This is a genomic window from Terribacillus aidingensis (genome assembly GCF_040703035.1).
Lineage (GTDB): Bacteria > Bacillota > Bacilli > Bacillales > Amphibacillaceae > Terribacillus.
In genome coordinates, this window is sequence record NZ_CP159996.1 from 3419426 (window position 1) to 3436745 (window position 17320).

The following is a 17320-nucleotide window of genomic DNA, read 5'->3' on the forward strand; positions in this document are numbered from 1 at the left end:
TAGAAGTTTATTGCAAGAAAATTTAGTATAATTAATAAGTCCGACTTATCTAAATACAGAAGATTTTCTAATCATACACATTTTACAGGGGAGAATCCAGTCTATGAATATTTTTACAATTAAAGAAATGACAATTACATCCTTACAAACTGATTTAGCAGCTGGAAACATTACATCAGTTCAGTTAGTCCAGACTTATCTGGAGCGTATTGCAACGGCAGATTCCTGCGAAGAAGGCACAAATAGTGTATTGGAAATCAATCCGGATGCCTTATTTATTGCCGAACAGATGGATTTGGAAAGAAAAGAATCAAAACTGCGCGGACCGCTTCATGGTATTCCTGTACTTATTAAAGACAATATAGATACAGCAGACGGTATGCATACAAGCGCCGGTACGTTAGTTCTTGCTGATAACTTTGCTAAGCAGGATGCTTTTATCGTCAGAAAGCTGCGGGAAGCAGGAGCTATTATTATAGGGAAGGTCAATATGACAGAATGGGCTAATTTTATGTCAGAGCCGATGCCGAATGGTTTCAGCGGACGCGGAGGCCAAGTGCGAAACCCTTATGGCAGCTTTGATGTCGGTGGTTCCAGTTCCGGGACTGGTGCAGCTATTGCGAACAATCTAGCTGTGGTTGGCATAGGAACAGAAACGAGCGGCTCTATTCTCAGCCCTTCAAGCAGTAATTCATTAGTCGGAATCAAACCTACGGTCGGGCTAGTATCGCGCAAAGGAATCATTCCGATTGCTCACAGTCAAGATACTGCTGGACCAATGACAAGGACAGTTCAGGATGCAGCCCTCCTGCTGCAAGTGATTGCCGGCAGGGATGAAGCAGATCCGGCCACTCTCTTTGCTCCATCTCTTCCGGATTACACTGCGTATATTCGAACGGAAGGATTGAAGGGAAAACGCCTTGGTATAGACGGAGTAACGCTGGATAATCTTGCCCCCGAGAAACGCGAGCTAATGGAGAAAGCTTTTACTGCACTGCGTGAGCAAGGGGCAGAACTTATCAACGTAAAAGTCCCGGAGATAACGAGGGAATCCAGTGTTCTGTATCATGAATTCAAGCATGGTGTGAATCGATACTTACGAACAGTCTCATCCCATTTGCCCGCTCATACATTAAAAGAAGTGATTGAATGGAACCGCATCAACACCGAGACTGCACTCCAGCACGGTCAAGATATTCTTGAAGCTTCTGAGAAAACAGATGGCACATTAAAACAAGCAGACTATCTGCAAGATCGGTTAGCTGACATACGGCAATCCCGCACAGAAGGTCTCGATCGCGTTATGGCTGATGGGAAGCTCGATGCGATCATCTTCCCTAGCTATTATGGATGCGATATTGCTGCCAAAGCAGGATATCCTTCTATTACTGTACCTGCTGGATACACAGAGGCTGGTGAACCATTCGGAATTACGTTTACTGCCGGTGCTTTTGAGGAATCTACCTTAATAGAAATCGGCTATAGCTACGAGTGCGCTACACAGCACCGGAAAGCACCAAAATAATCCATTCTAGAATACAGTTGAAATCTGTCCCCTTGTATAGTAAAGTTAGGAAGGTTTCAATTGCATAAGAACTCATTGATTTGCATAGGCACTCATTAATCAATGAAAATAGTACGCAGCTTTTACAAAAATGCTGCATCTGGACCGAATAGGGACAGAATAACCACGTGAGCTAATATACACGTGCTGCGCTATCTTATTATTTTAGAATGATGCTGTTTTGTATAATAAGCCGTTCAGATAGAGCAAGTCTATCTGATACGGCTTTTTTTAGTAAGTACACAGTAACATGCCATACTATAGACGAGGTGAAAGAAGTGAGCAACAAACATAACAACACAGCACCTGGACTGCAAAGAAAACTCAAAGCCCGTCATTTAGGGATGATCTCCCTTGGAGGTACGATTGGTACCGGCCTGTTCCTTGCCAGTGGCGGTGCGATCAGTGAAGCTGGTCCTGGCGGCGCACTGCTGGCATATGCCCTCATCGGCTGTATGGTCTTTTTCCTGATGACCAGCCTAGCAGAGATGGCAGCCTTCATGCCCGTATCAGGCAGCTTCAGCACATATGCAACTAAATTTGTCGATGAATCACTTGGCTTTGCATTAGGATGGAACTATTGGTTCAGCTGGGCATCGACTATCGCAGCTGAATTAGTTGCTGTAACCCTGATCATGGACTTCTGGTTCCCGGATACACCATCTTGGATTTGGAGTGCGATCAGTCTGATCATCATGTTCTTACTGAATTATATTTCTGTTAAAGGCTTCGGGGAATCTGAATATTGGTTCGCCTTAATCAAAGTAATCACTGTAATTATCTTCATCATCGTCGGACTGCTGATGATTATCGGTATATTAGGCGGGGAGTCTCCAGGCTTTTCGAATTTTACGACAGGTGACGCTCCATTCAATGGTGGCTTTCTTGCTTTGATCGGTGTGTTCATGGCTGCCGGCTTTTCCTTCCAAGGAACGGAATTGCTTGGGGCTGCCGCCGGAGAAGCTGACAACCCGAGAGAATCCATTCCAAAAGCGATTCGGTCAGTTTTCTGGCGTATCCTGTTATTCTATATTCTCGCCATCTTCGTCATCGGAATGCTCATTCCGTATACAACGGAAAGCTTGGCAAGTGAGGATGTACAGCTTAGTCCGTTCACACTCGTCTTCGAAAAAGCCGGTATCGCGTTTGCTGCATCCGTTATGAATGCTGTCATCCTGACAGCTGTCTTATCTGCCGGAAACTCCGGTATGTATGCGAGCACTCGTATGCTATGGAACCTTGCCAAAGAAGGCAAAGCTCCTCGTTTCCTTGGAAAATTGAACAAAAATGGCGTTCCTGTCAACGCCTTGATCGGTACAGCAGTCGTAGGATGTGCGGCATTCCTTACTTCCTTCTTCGGTAACGGAATTGTTTATACATGGCTATTGAATGTTGCCGGTATGACTGGTTTCATTATCTGGATAGGAATCGCAATCAGTCATTATCGCTTCCGTAAAGCGTATGTAGCACAAGGCAATGATATCAAGGACCTGCCGTACACAGCGAAGTTCTACCCATTCGCTCCAATATTCGCGCTTGCACTAAGTATCATTGTTGTAGTCGGTCAGAGCGTATCTTCCTTTACAGAAGACGGTTTCGATCTTGGAGGATTCATCGCTTCCTATATTGGTATCCCGATCTTCCTGCTTTGCTGGCTTATCTACAAAGTGAAATACAAAACGAAAATGCATAAACTGGAAGATGTTGATTTGACAACTCCTGAACATGAAACAGCCCCGGACTGAGTCCGAGGCTGTTTTTTTAATAATACCCTGGCATTGTCAAAATCATAGTGATTATGATAATGAAGTAAATCATGATGAATGCTTGATAGCACAATCCAATGATACCGCATACTCTTCCTGCCAAATACAATGCCTTTGCAGATTCCGTATCTTCTGTCACCTTGATACTTTTATTTGCAAATATAAGTGCAATAATACCTGTGATTATTCCGATCACTGGGAGTGTCATCGATAAAATACCAAGTGCCAGCGTGCCTGATGGTGAATAGCGTTTTTCCCCCATATATTCCCCTCCTTCCTTTAATTCCCATTTATATTCCCTGTCAACATGTTATTATAGCTTATATCCTTGATATAGAAAAAGCGTGCGGAACCCGCACGCTTCTCTTTATTTGAAGACATTCTTCACTTTCTCAACAGTATAATGGCTGCCGCCTTTATCCTGGACACCCTCTACCATCATGCTGATCAGCATGTCCTGCTTATCGTAATCATAAGCAACGAACCAGCCATTTTCCGTACCGTTCTTGTCATCTTGGCTTTGCTTCAATTCAGCAGTACCAGTTTTACCAGCGAGCGTCAGACCATCCACAACAGGCTGATGTGCTGAGCCGCGTTCATCTTCCACAACACCGCGAAGACCTTCTGTGATAGCATCTGCTCCTTCTTTCGGCAGAACACCTTCATGCCATACGACAGCTTCCTCCGCTTCCGACTTCAGCAACGTCGGCTTTATCAAGTTGCCATCATTGATAAAAGGCGTATAAGATGCTGCTAAATGAAGCGGAGACATAAGCACTTGCCCTTGGCCATAGCCCGAATCTGCAAGAAGGGTCTCATTATCAAGACCTTCATTGGAAATAGACGATGCTGCCGTTGGGAATGCATAATCCAATTCTTCATTGAAGCCGAAGGATTTCAAACCTTTTTCGAAGTTTTTCGCTCCGGTATCCACCGCTGTCATCGCAAAGTAGATATTATCCGATGTAATCAGCGCATTCTCTAGATTCACAGCCGAAAGGGCTTCTGAAACACGCGTCACACTGTAATTTCCGAACTTGCCATCATTATCCCATTTCAGCCCTTCAATATGCTTCTTCTCATCTGGTGTAATGACTCCATTTTCCAATCCAATAGCAGCTGTAAGCGGCTTGATAGTGGATCCTGGTGCATAAGCTTTATTGAATTTAGCTGAAAACGGACTATTCTCATCATTGGACAGCTTCTCGTATTCCTCATCATCCCATCCAAAAATGAAATTATTCGGATCATAAGATGGTGCACTCACCAATGCCAGGGTAGCTCCTGTTTTCGGATCCAAGGCAACAGAAGCACCGCTGTCATCCTTTAGCTGTTCATATATCTTCTCTTGCGTATTAATATCAATGGTCAGCTCGACATCTTCACCATTTTTCACAGCTGTCTCAGCAATCACTTCTTGCTCATCGCTGTCTTCTGAAACAGTGTAGATTTTCCATCCTAATGTCCCGCGTAGCTGTTCCTCATAGACTGATTCCAACCCTGTTGAGCCAACAGAGGAGCTAGCATCGTAGTTAGAGGCATTGTCGTCCTTCTCAAGGAACTCAGCATCTACTTTCTTCACATACCCAGTCAAATGTGCTGCCGCTTCTCCGTACGGATAATACCTTGAAGTTGTATCTGTACTCTGCACACCTGGAAGTGACGTTACTTCCGCAGCTAGATCACGCTGATCTGGGCGCAATGTTTTAATTGGTACATCTACTTCATCCGTCACCCAGCTCTGGTCAAGTAAGCTGTCAATCTCTTCCCGGTCCATCTCAAGAAGTTCAGCCACTTGATCCAGCGTCTCATCCCGTGTCATCCCTTCCCCTTCAAGCTGACCTGGGATGATGCCGATAGAAGGAACAGTTGCATTGAATGCAAGCTCCTCTCCATTCGTATCCAGGATGCGGCCGCGTTCTGGTTCAACAGAAGTGATGCGCACGCTCTCGTTATCATTAAGCTGTGCAAATATATAAGAAGGGTCCCAATTCACTTTCCATGTTGCACCGTCTTCTCCATCAACTTTGACAAGCTCTGCGTCTTTATCGAATTTCACTTCACCAGCAACTGTCTGCATGGATACAGACAAAGGCAGCTGCTGTGTGTCAGCGTCGGATTTCTCTTCATCCTCTGAAACATCTCCTGCAGTGACTTTCAAATCGGCTACACCAGATTGATCATAGATATCTGTATAGCGTTTGACGAAATCTTCCTTGGAAATCTCTTTCTGCGATTCTTCTGTCAGCTGCTCGTACATCTTATCGAAATCCTGAGCGTTCCAATTGTCGACAAACTGATCAAGACCATCCTTTGCTGTCTGATCATCCGAACAAGCAGAAAGCAGGAATATCATACTAAGCCCAAATAACAATGCTGCTAATCGTTTCATAGCTCACCTTTCCTGTCTCTTTAAACTGTTCCCCAATTATAGCATAGGGAAGGAAATACTTTGCAGAAAAAACCCAACTATTTCCCAGGAAATAGACGAAGGCTGTCGAATAATGAGGCAGGGATATAACCAAATACTAGTACTTAAAAATAACCATCCTTCTGAGTACCACTTCGGCAAAAGAGATTTCGCCTTACAAAAACCCGAACTTATGTAAATCTTTGCTGGAAGATTCACGTCCTTGTTCGGGTTCCCGTTTATCTGATACATCTTTTCCCCAGTCTCTTACACATGAGAAGCAATCGCTTCGAGTCGCCCTTTCAACGTATAATTGCCGATGTGAACAGGAAGTACGAAATGATCGCCTTTTTTCAATTGATAGGATTGACCATCCAATATGATCTCTCCGTTCCCTTCAATAATGCTGACTTGCAGAAACGAATCTGGAGCTTTCCGTTCAATCTGACCTGCTAGCTGCCAATGATAGACTGTAAAGTACTCACTTTGCACGAGCTGCTGCTCTGTTAGTGCACCATTCGTCACAGCTGATTTTCTGGTTTCATTTGTTACATGCGGAACAGTCGACACAGCTTTGGCTGAATCCAAATGCAGCTCTCGTTCATTCCCTTGGTCATCTTTCCGGTCATAGTCATACACACGATATGTGATGTCAGAGCTTTGCTGCGTTTCTAGAATGACAATACCCGCTCCGATAGCGTGGATCGCCCCACTTGGGACATACACGAAATCGCCCTTTTTAACAGGGATCCTTTGCAGCAGCTGATCCCATTCACCTTGATCAATCATCTGTTCCAGCTGTTCCTTCGTTTGTGCATGATGACCGAAAACAATCTCGGCTCCAGGCTCGGCATCGATTACATACCAGCATTCTGTCTTTCCATAAGGTTCGTTCTCCACTTCCTGTGCATAGTCATCAGCGGGATGCACCTGTACAGACAAGTCTGTCTTCGCATCGAGGATTTTTACAAGCAATGGATAATCTTCATTGTCATGCTCTCCAAATAAATCACGATGGTTCTGCCATGCATCCAATAACGTCTGACCTGCTAATTCACCATTCCGTATCTTGCTTGGTCCGTTCGGATGTGCAGAAATAACCCACGCTTCACCAGTTTGTTCGGAAGGCAGCTGATAACCGAATACATCTGCAAGCTTCGTCCCTCCCCAGATCCGCTCTTGCAAAGCGGGTTCCAGAAAAATAGGCTCCTGTTTATACATAAAGAATCTCCTCACTTTTAGACACTAGCTTCTCTCCGTTATTTTACCAATAGTTCCCTTCTGCGACTATATATTTGTTGTAGGAACCTACGAGTTTCTATATGATGAACGTAACTAGCCAGGAGTCTGCAGCGCTTGAACGACGTTTAGAAATCACCAGATGAGGAAGTTATAAGAATACATTCTTATTCAGGAAGGATAGACTATCATGGAAAAAGAAATCCACTATTCGACCAAAATAAACGATGCCTTCTTTCGCCAAGTCATCGATTATGTAGGAGCCGGCGTTGTTATCACTGATCCTTCACTGCCAGATAATCCGATCATCTATACGAATAAAGCATTTGAGCAGGTCACAGGCTACACGACAAAAGAAATAATCGGTCAAAATTGTCGATTCCTCCAAGGAGAAAAGACTTCTCGAGAAGAAGTAGCAAAAGTACGAAAAGCGATAGAAGAGGAACAATCTGTCATTGTAGAATTGCTGAATTATCGAAAAGACGGAAAATCTTTCTGGAATGAACTTTCCATGTATCCAATTTTTGTTCCTAGCGAAGACAAGTTATATTTTGTTGGTGTTCAACAGGATATCTCAGATCGTAAGAACAAAGAAAGGCAAGCAGACGACTATAAACAGGAGGCCTCTCTGCTGTCTACTCCATTCGTTCCAATCTCAGAAAAGGTATGTATACTTCCTCTGGTAGGCAATATTAATTCGGAGCGCTGGGAAGAAATCTACCAACGTATCTCCGTCCATGTCCATGATCATGATGAAGAAACATTTATTATGGATCTGCAAGGTGTGATGGAATTGAATGAAGACGTGCATAGAGGGTTGCTGCGACTCCATCAATTGCTGCAAGTGATGGGAGCTCGGCTGATCGTTACAGGGCTTGAACCGAGAACCGCTAAAGTCAGCGTGAAGCTGGCAGACTTCCGTAAAAAAGAAATTTCATTTTACGCAAATGTTCAGCAAGCCTTAGAAGCTACCCGTGCCAACCATTAAAAAACCGCTGCATAATAGCAGCGGTTTTTTCAATGAATTTGAGCTCTAATGACTTCTGAGATTGTTTCCTTTGGCAGCGGGTCGTGCTGCCGTTCCCAATCGGAAATGAGCGCAATATATGTTTTATAAACAAGAAATGCAAGCAGCTCAGGATCATGTTTGGTAACAATACCTTTCGCCTTTTCTTTCATGATAACTGACTTGATATAATCTAGAATCTGTCGCTCTACTTGGGTAAGAATCTCTAATACTTCTGCTGTACCCAATTCCTTCGCTTCCTGTCCCATCTTGATCAGCAGCTGGTGATTTTCCCGGAACCCGAGAATTGCATCCAGCATAGCTTGGATATTTTCATGAAAAGCTGCTTCTTCCTGTATCGCTGTATCAGCTGCTTGTCGCAACTGCTTCATTGTCCGTTCTAGGATGGTGGAGAACAATGACTCTTTGCTATCAAAGAACGTATAAATCGTGCCCTTAGCTACTTTGGCTATTTTCGCAACAGATGCCATAGTCGTCGCTTTGAAACCGAATTGACTAAAAGACAAAGCTGCTGCTTCGATGACTCGTTCTTTTTTATCTGTAATCATTGTTCTCTACCCCTTTTTCTTTTACATGGAAACTGCAGGCTCTTTTTCCTCATTATTGTTTTTGAATTTACGAGTCTGCAATGTATATACGAGAATTGTCAATGCTAAGAATAGCACAGAAAAGATGCTCAAGTAACCTGCTTGCCTCCACAGGAAGCCCCAGTCATCGCCGATGGAAATAATCTCCCGGAAACCATTGATGGCATATGTCATCGGGACGAACTTATGAACAACTTGGAAGAATTCCGGAAGCAATGCCACCGGATACGTGCCTGCGCCTGCACCAATCTGGATCAGCAATACAATGATACCCAAGAAGCGCCCGACATTATCCAGTGCAACTGTCAGCAGCTGAATAAGCAGGAAGCTTGTGATGCTGAATAGGATGGCGAATAGAAGCAGCCGCCATTCACTATGCACCTGCAGGTGAACCACATGGACAAGCATAATCACTGCGAATATAGATTGAAGCACACTGACAAACAGTACAATACTGAATTTGCTCAGGAACCAAGCAAAACCAGATGTCGGTTTACTTGCTGGATCACGGAGCGGGAAGATATTCGTGAATACAAGTGCTCCAACAAATAATCCTAAGGAAAGGATGTATGGCGCGAGCCCTTCTCCATAGGTATGCACATTACTCAATTTTTCATCCTTCACTTCCGTCGGACTAGCAAACATGGTATCCGTTTTATCAGTTGTACTGATATTTGCGTCTTCTGCACCTTTAGCCAGCTCACCATACAGTTCATTACTTCCATCTGTCACGCTTTGTGTACCATCGGATAGAGTTTGAGAACCTTCTGTCAGCTGCTGCGCTCCATCAGACAACTGCGGACCATTCGCGTTCAATTGATCCAGTCCTGCAGTTAGCTGCGTGCTGCCTGATTGCAGCTGATTCAATCCATCGTTAACAGATTGAGAACCTGAAACTAGTGCAGGAGATCCATCAGCCAACTGACTGACTCCATCCGTATATGCATTGATTCCATCATTCAAGTCTGTTTGGCCAGATTGAATAGCCGTTGCACCAGCTAATAGTTTACCAGTTGCATCATTGATACCGTTCAATGCTGTTTGTGTCTGCTGTGCACCCTCAGCCAGTTCGTTGATTCTATCTAGCTGCGTAGTCACTTCTGTCAGCTGCTGCTTGATCGCTTCAGGATCGATATCCGGCAGCTGAATATCAGGTGAAGATCCGCCAATCTGTTGAATCTGGTTTTGGAGTTCTTCTTTCTGCTCATCCGACAGACTGCTGCTTGCTATTGTATCCTCAATCTTCTGCAGCTGGTCAGCTTGCTGACTTTCCACTTGCTGCTGAGATTCTTGCAGCTGCTCTGCCAATACCATCAAATCAGACAATCTCGACTGAGTATTTTCCAAGTCACCTTTGACTGCTTGTGCTTGCTCATTCGCTGAAGCAATTCCGTTATTCAGTTCCGGGAACTTACCAGCCAACTGATCTGTTGCTTGCTGCAGTTTTTCAAGACTGCTTGTTAAATCATCTGTAGCAGAGACCAATTTATCCGAACCACTGGACAGTTCTCCGCTCTTGCCATTCAAAGTCTGCAAGCCCTCATTGACTTGGGTTATTCCTTCATCAAGATCAGGATACTGTGATGCTAGACTTTGAATACCTTGATCCAATTTCTGCATTCCTTGGTCTGCTTCACCGACCTTTTCTGTATACGTCGCTGTGCTTGCCGACAGGCTAGCCAAGTTTTTGCTTAAATTTTTCGCACCTTCATTCACTTCACTCGAACCGTCTGCAAGTTCCTTGGAACCATCGCTAGCCTTCTTAAGTCCATCTGCTACATCAGAAAGACTGGCAAAGACGGAATGAGCGTACTCCTCTGTTACTTGTTCAGCCACCTCTTTCTCCAGCTGCTGCATGGCAGTGTCTGTTATTTTGGAGGCTGGATAATTCTTTCCTGGGTTGGAATAGTAATCAATATTCATCTGTTTCGGTTCTTCATCCAGCAACGTAGCCGCATTGGCGGAAAAATTCTCTGGAATTTTCACAACCATATAATAGTCCTCTGCCTTCAGCCCATCCATCGCTTTTGCTTCATCAACGAACTGCCAGTCGAACTTATCATTGTCTTTCAGATTATCCACAAAATCATCTCCAACATGGAGATCTTTGCCTTCAAATGTGGAGCCCTTATCTTTATTCACGACAGCAACTGCTAAGTTATCAGTTTTGTTATATGGATCCCAGTTAGCTGCCAGAAAAATTGTACTGTAAAGCAGCGGAACGACTAAAATACCGCAAATGGCTAGGAGCATTTTCCGGTCTTTCCATATGCGAAGCCATTCTTTTTTCAACATGTTCATAACTTTTCCTCCCAAATTGTACTTCACGAGTTGTCCACACAGACCAAATGACCAAATTGGAATTATGGTCAATTTACTAGCTAATAATAGCAGAAAAAGCCTATAGCCACAATGGTTAAGCTCAATAAAAAATATGTAGTCGCTTACACTGGTTTATCCACTCTAGTTGTGCATAACCCTTTTATACACAGCATTCCACAGTCTATGAACAACTTATCAACAAACTTATCCACATATACACATGATGAATTCTTTATTTAGTAATAAGAATATTTGTTCGCTACAAAATAGAGTATGTTATCCTCATGTGCATCCACAGGATGTGCATAACTAAAAAGGCAGCCAAATTGGCTGCCTCATTGCTGTTCACTTAATGTGACGGTCGTTTCGTTTTTCTCACCATCTCGATAATACGTTACTTTCATTTGATCTCCGATTTTTTTATCCTCATAAAGATGCTTCCGTAAAGATGTCATATCATCAATTGGCTGACCATCAAGCTCTGTGATGACATCCAGCTCCTGTAATCCTGCTTTTCCTGCAGGAGATAGGGCTTCAAGACTCCAAATGTAGACACCATTTTCCATGTCATCCGGCAAACCGAGATGTTCTGTCCGTTCCGATGCCGGTATTTCATTCAATGAATATGCTTCTACTCCTAAGTAGGGGCGCTCCACTTGCCCATTCTGCTCAAGCTGTTCCATGATAGGTACTGCACTATCGACTGGAATAGCAAATCCGATTCCTTCCACAGAGGATTCAGCGATTTTCATCGAATTGATACCAATCAGCTGCCCCGCCATATTTATAAGGGCGCCACCGCTGTTACCAGGGTTGATTGCTGCATCTGTCTGCATAACATCTGCCTGCCAATCTGCTCTGCCATCCCCATTAAAATCCTGGGGAACGGTACGATTGACTCCGCTAATGATGCCTTGTGTAACTGATCCCGAGAAGCCTAGCGGATCTCCGATTGCAATTACAGGCTCACCTGTTTTGACAGTAGAAGAAGTACCAATCTCAATCACCTGCTCCACTCGGGAAGCATCCATTTCCAAGACTGCCAAATCCGTGAAAACGTCACTGCCTAGCAGCTTTGCGGAAACTTCCACCCCGTTATGGAGAATAACATCTACATCCGTTGCACCTTCGACAACATGATGATTGGTCACCACATAGGCTTTATCGCCTTCTTTTTTATAAATGACGCCAGAGCCGCTTCCTGCAGTACTCTCCTCCTGTGAGAAAAGCGCATCACCCTGCTGCAGATTCACGACACCGACGACTGCTGGTGCTGTTTTATCGACAATATCTGTAATACCTGATTGCACATCCACGCTGACATTTTGTAAATTGGGGTTCTGATTCGAATCTGATGCGAGCTGCGTAGCCTCTCCTTGCTGTGACTGTGATTGATCGTTCGGCGTCAGACTTTCTCGATCAAGGCCATAAGCAACAAGCAATACGATACCAGCTCCGATGATACCGCCCAATATAGCCGGCAGCAGCCAGCTTGTGCGCTTCGGTTTTTCCGGTTCCTTCTGGTGATCATCAAAGTAGTCCATATTAGCCTCCGTTCCAATTCTTTTCGATATAGCTATCTTTCCACGATTTCGGAAATTTAAACTATCTGGAAAATCGGTGTCGGTGTTTTTGGATCAGTATCATGCAACTCAATGTGCTTATTCAAATCAAAGCCTCGCTCCTGCAGGATATTCCCTACTGCAAGCCGTGCAAGGTCCTTCATATTGTTATCGCGGCTCAAATGTGCAAGATAAATGCGTTTCGTATTGTTATCAATCAAGTCTGTAAGAGCAAGCGCACTGTCTTCATTGGATACGTGACCAAGGTCACCAAGTATCCTTCGTTTTACATTCCACGGATAGGCGCCCATTTGCAGCATACTTACATCATGGTTTGCTTCAAAAATATAAGCATCTGCTTTCTCGACGATTTTCTTCACTCGATCGGATACATAACCTGTATCCGTCACTAACGCTACCTTTTTACCTTCGTGATGGAAAGCATAAAACATCGGCTCTGCCGCATCATGGGATACACCGAAGGACAGCACATCCAGATCTCCAAATGTTTTCGTCTCTTCCATGTCAAAAATGAATTTATGATCCAAAGGTATTTTCCCGATGCTGTTCTCCATCGCTTTCCATGTCTTTTCGTTTGCATAGATCGGCAGATCGAATTTCCTTGCCGCCACACCTAATCCTTTTATATGGTCACTGTGCTCATGTGTGACTAGGATTTTCGTCAGTGTCGCCGGATCGATTCCTGCCTCCTCCAATAAACGCTGCAGCTCCTTGCCTGTCAGACCAGCATCGACCAGGATGCGCTCTTTTTCCGTTCCGATAAAGAACGCATTCCCAGAACTGCCTGAAGCAAGTACGCTAAAGCTTAACGTCATGCTGTTTCACCTCTTATTGTGTTTCTTCTGTCTCTGGCTGTAAACTGCTTAAAAAACCTGACTCGGTTGGTGCGTACACATATGGATAATCCGGCAGCAGCAAATAAAAGTAATGCTTCGTATTGTTCACTGTTATTTTGTACGCAGGTGCATAGTTCGGCTTTGAAGAAAGCTCAATAGTCGGATAGAAGCCTTTTTCCACTTCAATTGTGTCATTGGCCTCAATATACTGCTGACTTTGCAGTGCTTTAACCGCCTGCTTCTCTGAATACTGCTTTAGATCCCCGTTATGTTCGCTCTTTTTAAAATCCTCGATATATGTTTGTGTATATTCGGTTACATCGTACTCGTCATTGATAGTGACAAGCAGCATACTATCCGGACTAAAATAAGTTTGTCCTTCACTTGTCTTCTGGAAAAATAGCAGTTTATTCCCTTGCCTGCCCCAATAGGTATAATCATTTCCGTGCAGGACGTAATCATCGACAAAGGTGCTTAATTTTTCAGCTGTCTGCTCTTTATCTTCATCGATCGGAACCTCGATCGGCAATTCCTGTGGTTCCTTAAATTTCGCAACAAGCTGATTACGCGAGCTAATATCAAGGTCCATTTGATCCTTTGATGGGATCTTTTCTAATTCTTCTTCTGTAAAAAGAAGCTTTTTAGCTTCATATTGCTGATTTGGTTCCGTTTCTTCATCAGAAAGCTCATTATACCCTGTCACAGTGGACAGAACTTTATCCTGGCTTTCTGTCTCCAGTACTAGCTGTTCCGTTTCTTCCTGCGGAAACAGCTGAAAGATAAGATAAATGTTTAAGACAAGGAAGGCGAGAATGAACATGAGCTTTATTTTATTCCACTGCATCAGCTCTCTCCCCCTGTCTCACTGTCTCCTACCTCATACCATTCTCCCTGGTATTTCACATACCAGCTTGGTTTCAGATGATATTTGTAAATAGCAGAATCATCGTTATCTTCCAAGCGATACCCAATGATAGCATCCTGTATATCACGCGGACTATACTTGTTTTCAATGATCCAGTCTATCACCTGCTGCGCTGTTAGCTGATATTCATTCTGTGAACCACCGGCAACACCAATGTTAAGGAGCGTTCTCTCATAGCTTACTGGTTCGGGCAGATTATCCTGCATGCGGATAGAAATCAAGGAAAGATCATTTGTCTGAAAAACAGGATAGCCGTTACTTATCATCCGAAACTGAAATGTAAAGTTGTTTTCTCCGCTTATAGCATACAAATTATAATCATCCGTCCATCCCTTATGCGTATTGATGGCACTGATTGCAGCCTGCAGCTGATCCGTCCTGCTCGTTGTCCCTACGCTGGAAGAGGTTGAATTATATTGATAAGAAGCGAATTGTCCGTTGTTTCTGAACTTGATCATCTCTAACAAGTTGCTATCCGTATATTGATCTGTACCTTGTACAGATTTTTCCTCCATATAAATATCTGCGAAATCATTCCTGGTAATCGTCTCGCCGCGGACAATACTATCGTTAACATCAGCCGTTTCCGGCAAATAAATTCTATTCCATTCATTTGTATCTGATAAGGAAACTGCAGCATTGAGTTTATCCTCATCGTGAATGAAATCATAGACACTATTTGTGGCAGTAGCAGTTACGACACTCTCCAATGGATTTTCCTGCCGTTCGTTGACAAAGGTCAATTTTGTCGTCCTGCCATCTTCGCTCGGTTCCAAATACAGTCTTGTAAAACCGCCATTACCAAGTCTGTTTGTTACGTTCTCTGCTCCTTCCACCTGGAAGAGAGCATTCAGCTGGGAATAGGCAACAGTCACCGGATAAACAAGTTCTATACTCGTCTGAGGCAGTTCCGTTACGCTTCCTGATTTGGTATTCGTAAGTGTCCAGTCAGCCAATCCATTCACGAAGACCTGCTCTTCATCCTTAGAAGTAAAAACAAAGTGACTGCCACCGTTATGCACATACGTATGCGTGGGCCGAACCACATCAGCCAGCTGTTTTTCTGTCCCATCCAATGTTTTAGGTTCTTCGGTGCCGATTGAATCTGATTTCAAACTGTTAGGCTGAAATGTCCATACATAGGCTGTCAGGACCAAACTTAATGCCACAAGTATGATTAGAAGAATCGTATTGAAAGTTTCCATCTTCATCGCACCTCACCCCTTTTCCGGTTGATCGGAATGGTGAAGAGCACGGTCGTGCCTCTTCCTTCCTTGCTCTCTGCCCAAATGACACCATGATGCGCTTCGACAAGGTCTTTCGCAATTGCAAGGCCAAGACCCGTTCCACCCAGTTTACGTGTACGAGCTTTGTCCGTCCGGTAAAATCGTTCGAATATCTTATCTAGTTTTTCATATGCGATACCCATACCCTCATCGGAGATGCTGATTAATAGCTTCTGGCTGTCTTTACGAAGGCGGAAACGGATGGTGCCGCCATCGGGAGAATATTTGATTGCATTACTAATCACGTTATCCAAAACTTGCATAACTTTATCTTTATCAATCGTGACGAGCGCTTCTTCCTTCGGTAAATAGCGTTCGAAATGGATATCATCGCGCTTGTTCATTTCAAAACGGTCAATTACGTGATGGAAGAAGTCAACAAAATTAATTCGATCCCACTCCATCGTGTAGTTGCTGCTATCCATACGGGAGAGCTGCAGCAGATCATTGACAAGCCTGATCATCCGATCCGTTTCCTGCTGGGTTACGTCAAGGAAATGCGGTGCGATTGATTCATCCTTCCATGCACCATCTGTCAGTGCCTCCAAATAACTCCTCATGGTTGTCAGCGGAGTCCGGAGCTCGTGAGATACGTTTGAAACAAACTCCCGGCGTTCTTGATCAATTTGTTCCTGTTCGGTAACATCACTGATTACAGTGATGAACCCGCTGATTTGCTCGTATTCATCCTGCACGATCGAGAAGTTGCATCGCAGCAGCAAATACTGGTCATCATCACTCATATCAATGATGATCGATCCTGTTTCCTGAATCTCTGTAATATCGACTATCTTTTCATTCAGATTCAATACTTCAATTAGGAATTGACCGCGAACTTCGTCAGCACTTCGTCCAATCAGACTCTCTGCTGGAGCATTCATTAGCGTGATAGCTCCATTCCTGTCGGTCGCGATGACACCATCTGACATATGAGAAAGGACAGAACTAAGCTTGCGGCGTTCTCCCTCAGTCCGCATATGTGCTTGCCGGAGTTCATCATTCATGTGATTGAAAGTACGGGCTAGCTGCCCAATTTCATCCTCTCCATAGACATTCACTCGCTTGGAGAAGTCCCCAGTTGCCATAACACGGGCCTGCTTTTGCATTTCCTTGATTGGTTTCGTTATTGCCCGGGCAATGAGTACCCCTAGGATAGCTGCAAAGATAAGTGCAATAAATGTGGCGCGCAAGAAGATAAGGTTCGTGCTTTTCAGCTGACTATATACATCTTCAATCGACGTACGAACATAAATCAAGCCGAGCAGTTCACTCTCGCCATTACTATCTGTTCCTTCGATGTTGTAGTACGATTTCAGCGTGCGATCGCCTGTGGCTTTATCTATAACGATGTTAAGCTTTGTCTCCGATGCAGGTGCAAAACCATTATTCGTGATCGCTTGAACGATATTATTGTCTGTTACCCTGGAACCGATTGAAGTCTGATCACCAAGCTCACTTGTCCCGACAAGCTGCCTCTGTATATCAATTACTTGTATTTTTGTCTCTCCGCCCTCTGAATAAGTCTTCAGTAAATCCGCGATATCTTCCTCTAATGTAGGATCGGTCGGGGAACGCTCTTCTTCAAATTCCTGAGCTAATGATTGCTCCAGCCATTGCATATTGGAATCAAGAGAATCACGCGTATTTCTTATCAGCTGGTTTTCCAAGCTGTTGGTAAAAAAGACGCCGATCAACAAAAGAGCGATGATCAGCAGCAAAATGTAAACGACAACCAGTTTTAGGCTCACAGAACGGAAAAAGCCTATTTTATTCAT

Annotated in this window: 13 protein-coding genes; 3 read left to right on the forward strand and 10 right to left on the reverse strand. The window is 44.0% G+C overall.

Going from position 1 to position 17320, the window contains the following annotated elements:
* Window positions 1-103 precede the first annotated feature (103 nt).
* Together ABXS78_RS17625 and ABXS78_RS17630 are read left to right on the forward strand one after the other, a co-directional pair.
* Complete coding sequence (locus ABXS78_RS17625) at window positions 104-1525, forward strand: amidase family protein (protein WP_366248333.1); 1422 nt, start codon at window positions 104-106, stop codon at window positions 1523-1525.
* Window positions 1526-1842: 317 nt separating this feature from the next.
* A complete protein-coding gene (locus ABXS78_RS17630; RefSeq protein WP_366248334.1) occupies window positions 1843-3309 on the forward strand; it encodes an amino acid permease in 1467 nt (488 codons plus the stop codon).
* Window positions 3310-3325: 16 nt separating this feature from the next.
* On the opposite strand, the gene ABXS78_RS17635 is transcribed toward ABXS78_RS17630, so the two are convergent.
* The 3 genes from ABXS78_RS17635 to manA form a co-directional block, all read right to left on the reverse strand.
* Window positions 3326-3592: a DUF4190 domain-containing protein gene (locus ABXS78_RS17635; RefSeq protein WP_366248335.1), complete on the reverse strand. Its 267-nt coding sequence runs from the start codon at window positions 3590-3592 to the stop codon at window positions 3326-3328.
* Between the two features lie 105 nt (window positions 3593-3697).
* On the reverse strand, window positions 3698-5686 hold the full coding sequence (locus ABXS78_RS17640) for a penicillin-binding transpeptidase domain-containing protein (RefSeq protein ID WP_366249978.1): 1989 nt from the start codon (window positions 5684-5686) through the stop codon (window positions 3698-3700).
* A 321-nt stretch (window positions 5687-6007) separates the two neighbouring features.
* Window positions 6008-6961, reverse strand: a complete 954-nt coding sequence (manA, locus tag ABXS78_RS17645; protein WP_366248336.1) for a mannose-6-phosphate isomerase, class I — start codon at window positions 6959-6961, stop codon at window positions 6008-6010.
* Window positions 6962-7169: 208 nt separating this feature from the next.
* On the opposite strand from manA, the gene ABXS78_RS17650 reads away from it, so the two are divergent.
* Window positions 7170-7967: a PAS domain S-box protein gene (locus ABXS78_RS17650; RefSeq protein WP_366248337.1), complete on the forward strand. Its 798-nt coding sequence runs from the start codon at window positions 7170-7172 to the stop codon at window positions 7965-7967.
* 29 nt (window positions 7968-7996) lie between these two features.
* Here the strand turns inward: ABXS78_RS17650 and ABXS78_RS17655 are convergent, their stop codons facing one another.
* The 7 genes from ABXS78_RS17655 to walK form a co-directional block, all read right to left on the reverse strand.
* Entirely contained in the window at window positions 7997-8554 is a 558-nt protein-coding gene (locus ABXS78_RS17655) for a TetR/AcrR family transcriptional regulator (RefSeq protein WP_366248338.1), read from the reverse strand.
* Between the two features lie 21 nt (window positions 8555-8575).
* Complete coding sequence (locus tag ABXS78_RS17660) at window positions 8576-10894, reverse strand: YhgE/Pip domain-containing protein (protein ID WP_366248339.1); 2319 nt, start codon at window positions 10892-10894, stop codon at window positions 8576-8578.
* Between the two features lie 356 nt (window positions 10895-11250).
* Window positions 11251-12459 carry a S1C family serine protease gene (locus ABXS78_RS17665; RefSeq protein ID WP_366248340.1) on the reverse strand — a complete coding sequence of 403 codons (1209 nt, stop codon included), beginning with the start codon at window positions 12457-12459 and terminating at the stop codon, window positions 11251-11253.
* Window positions 12460-12515: 56 nt separating this feature from the next.
* Window positions 12516-13313, reverse strand: coding sequence for an MBL fold metallo-hydrolase (locus tag ABXS78_RS17670; RefSeq protein WP_366248341.1), 798 nt, complete (start codon window positions 13311-13313; stop codon window positions 12516-12518).
* Window positions 13314-13326: 13 nt separating this feature from the next.
* The gene (yycI, locus tag ABXS78_RS17675) at window positions 13327-14178 is read right to left on the reverse strand and encodes a two-component system regulatory protein YycI (RefSeq protein WP_366248342.1); all 852 of its coding nucleotides are present in this window, start codon (window positions 14176-14178) and stop codon (window positions 13327-13329) included.
* Entirely contained in the window at window positions 14178-15470 is a 1293-nt protein-coding gene (gene yycH / locus ABXS78_RS17680; RefSeq protein ID WP_366248343.1) for a two-component system activity regulator YycH, read from the reverse strand. The genes yycI and yycH overlap by 1 nt, the downstream gene beginning before the upstream one ends.
* The gene (gene walK / locus ABXS78_RS17685) at window positions 15467-17320 is read right to left on the reverse strand and encodes a cell wall metabolism sensor histidine kinase WalK (RefSeq protein ID WP_366248344.1); all 1854 of its coding nucleotides are present in this window, start codon (window positions 17318-17320) and stop codon (window positions 15467-15469) included. The genes yycH and walK overlap by 4 nt, the downstream gene beginning before the upstream one ends.

Coding starts and splice junctions, on each gene's coding strand:
- manA (WP_366248336.1), bottom strand. CDS start 6,961: ATGTATAAACAGGAGCCTATTTTTCTGGAACCCGCTTTGCAAGAGCGG.
- ABXS78_RS17655 (WP_366248338.1), bottom strand. CDS start 8,554: ATGATTACAGATAAAAAAGAACGAGTCATCGAAGCAGCAGCTTTGTCT.
- ABXS78_RS17640 (WP_366249978.1), bottom strand. CDS start 5,686: ATGATATTCCTGCTTTCTGCTTGTTCGGATGATCAGACAGCAAAGGAT.
- ABXS78_RS17660 (WP_366248339.1), bottom strand. CDS start 10,894: ATGAACATGTTGAAAAAAGAATGGCTTCGCATATGGAAAGACCGGAAA.
- yycI (WP_366248342.1), bottom strand. CDS start 14,178: ATGCAGTGGAATAAAATAAAGCTCATGTTCATTCTCGCCTTCCTTGTC.
- yycH (WP_366248343.1), bottom strand. CDS start 15,470: ATGAAGATGGAAACTTTCAATACGATTCTTCTAATCATACTTGTGGCA.
- ABXS78_RS17650 (WP_366248337.1), top strand. CDS start 7,170: ATGGAAAAAGAAATCCACTATTCGACCAAAATAAACGATGCCTTCTTT.
- ABXS78_RS17665 (WP_366248340.1), bottom strand. CDS start 12,459: ATGGACTACTTTGATGATCACCAGAAGGAACCGGAAAAACCGAAGCGC.
- ABXS78_RS17670 (WP_366248341.1), bottom strand. CDS start 13,313: ATGACGTTAAGCTTTAGCGTACTTGCTTCAGGCAGTTCTGGGAATGCG.
- walK (WP_366248344.1), bottom strand. CDS start 17,320: ATGAATAAAATAGGCTTTTTCCGTTCTGTGAGCCTAAAACTGGTTGTC.
- ABXS78_RS17635 (WP_366248335.1), bottom strand. CDS start 3,592: ATGGGGGAAAAACGCTATTCACCATCAGGCACGCTGGCACTTGGTATT.
- ABXS78_RS17625 (WP_366248333.1), top strand. CDS start 104: ATGAATATTTTTACAATTAAAGAAATGACAATTACATCCTTACAAACT.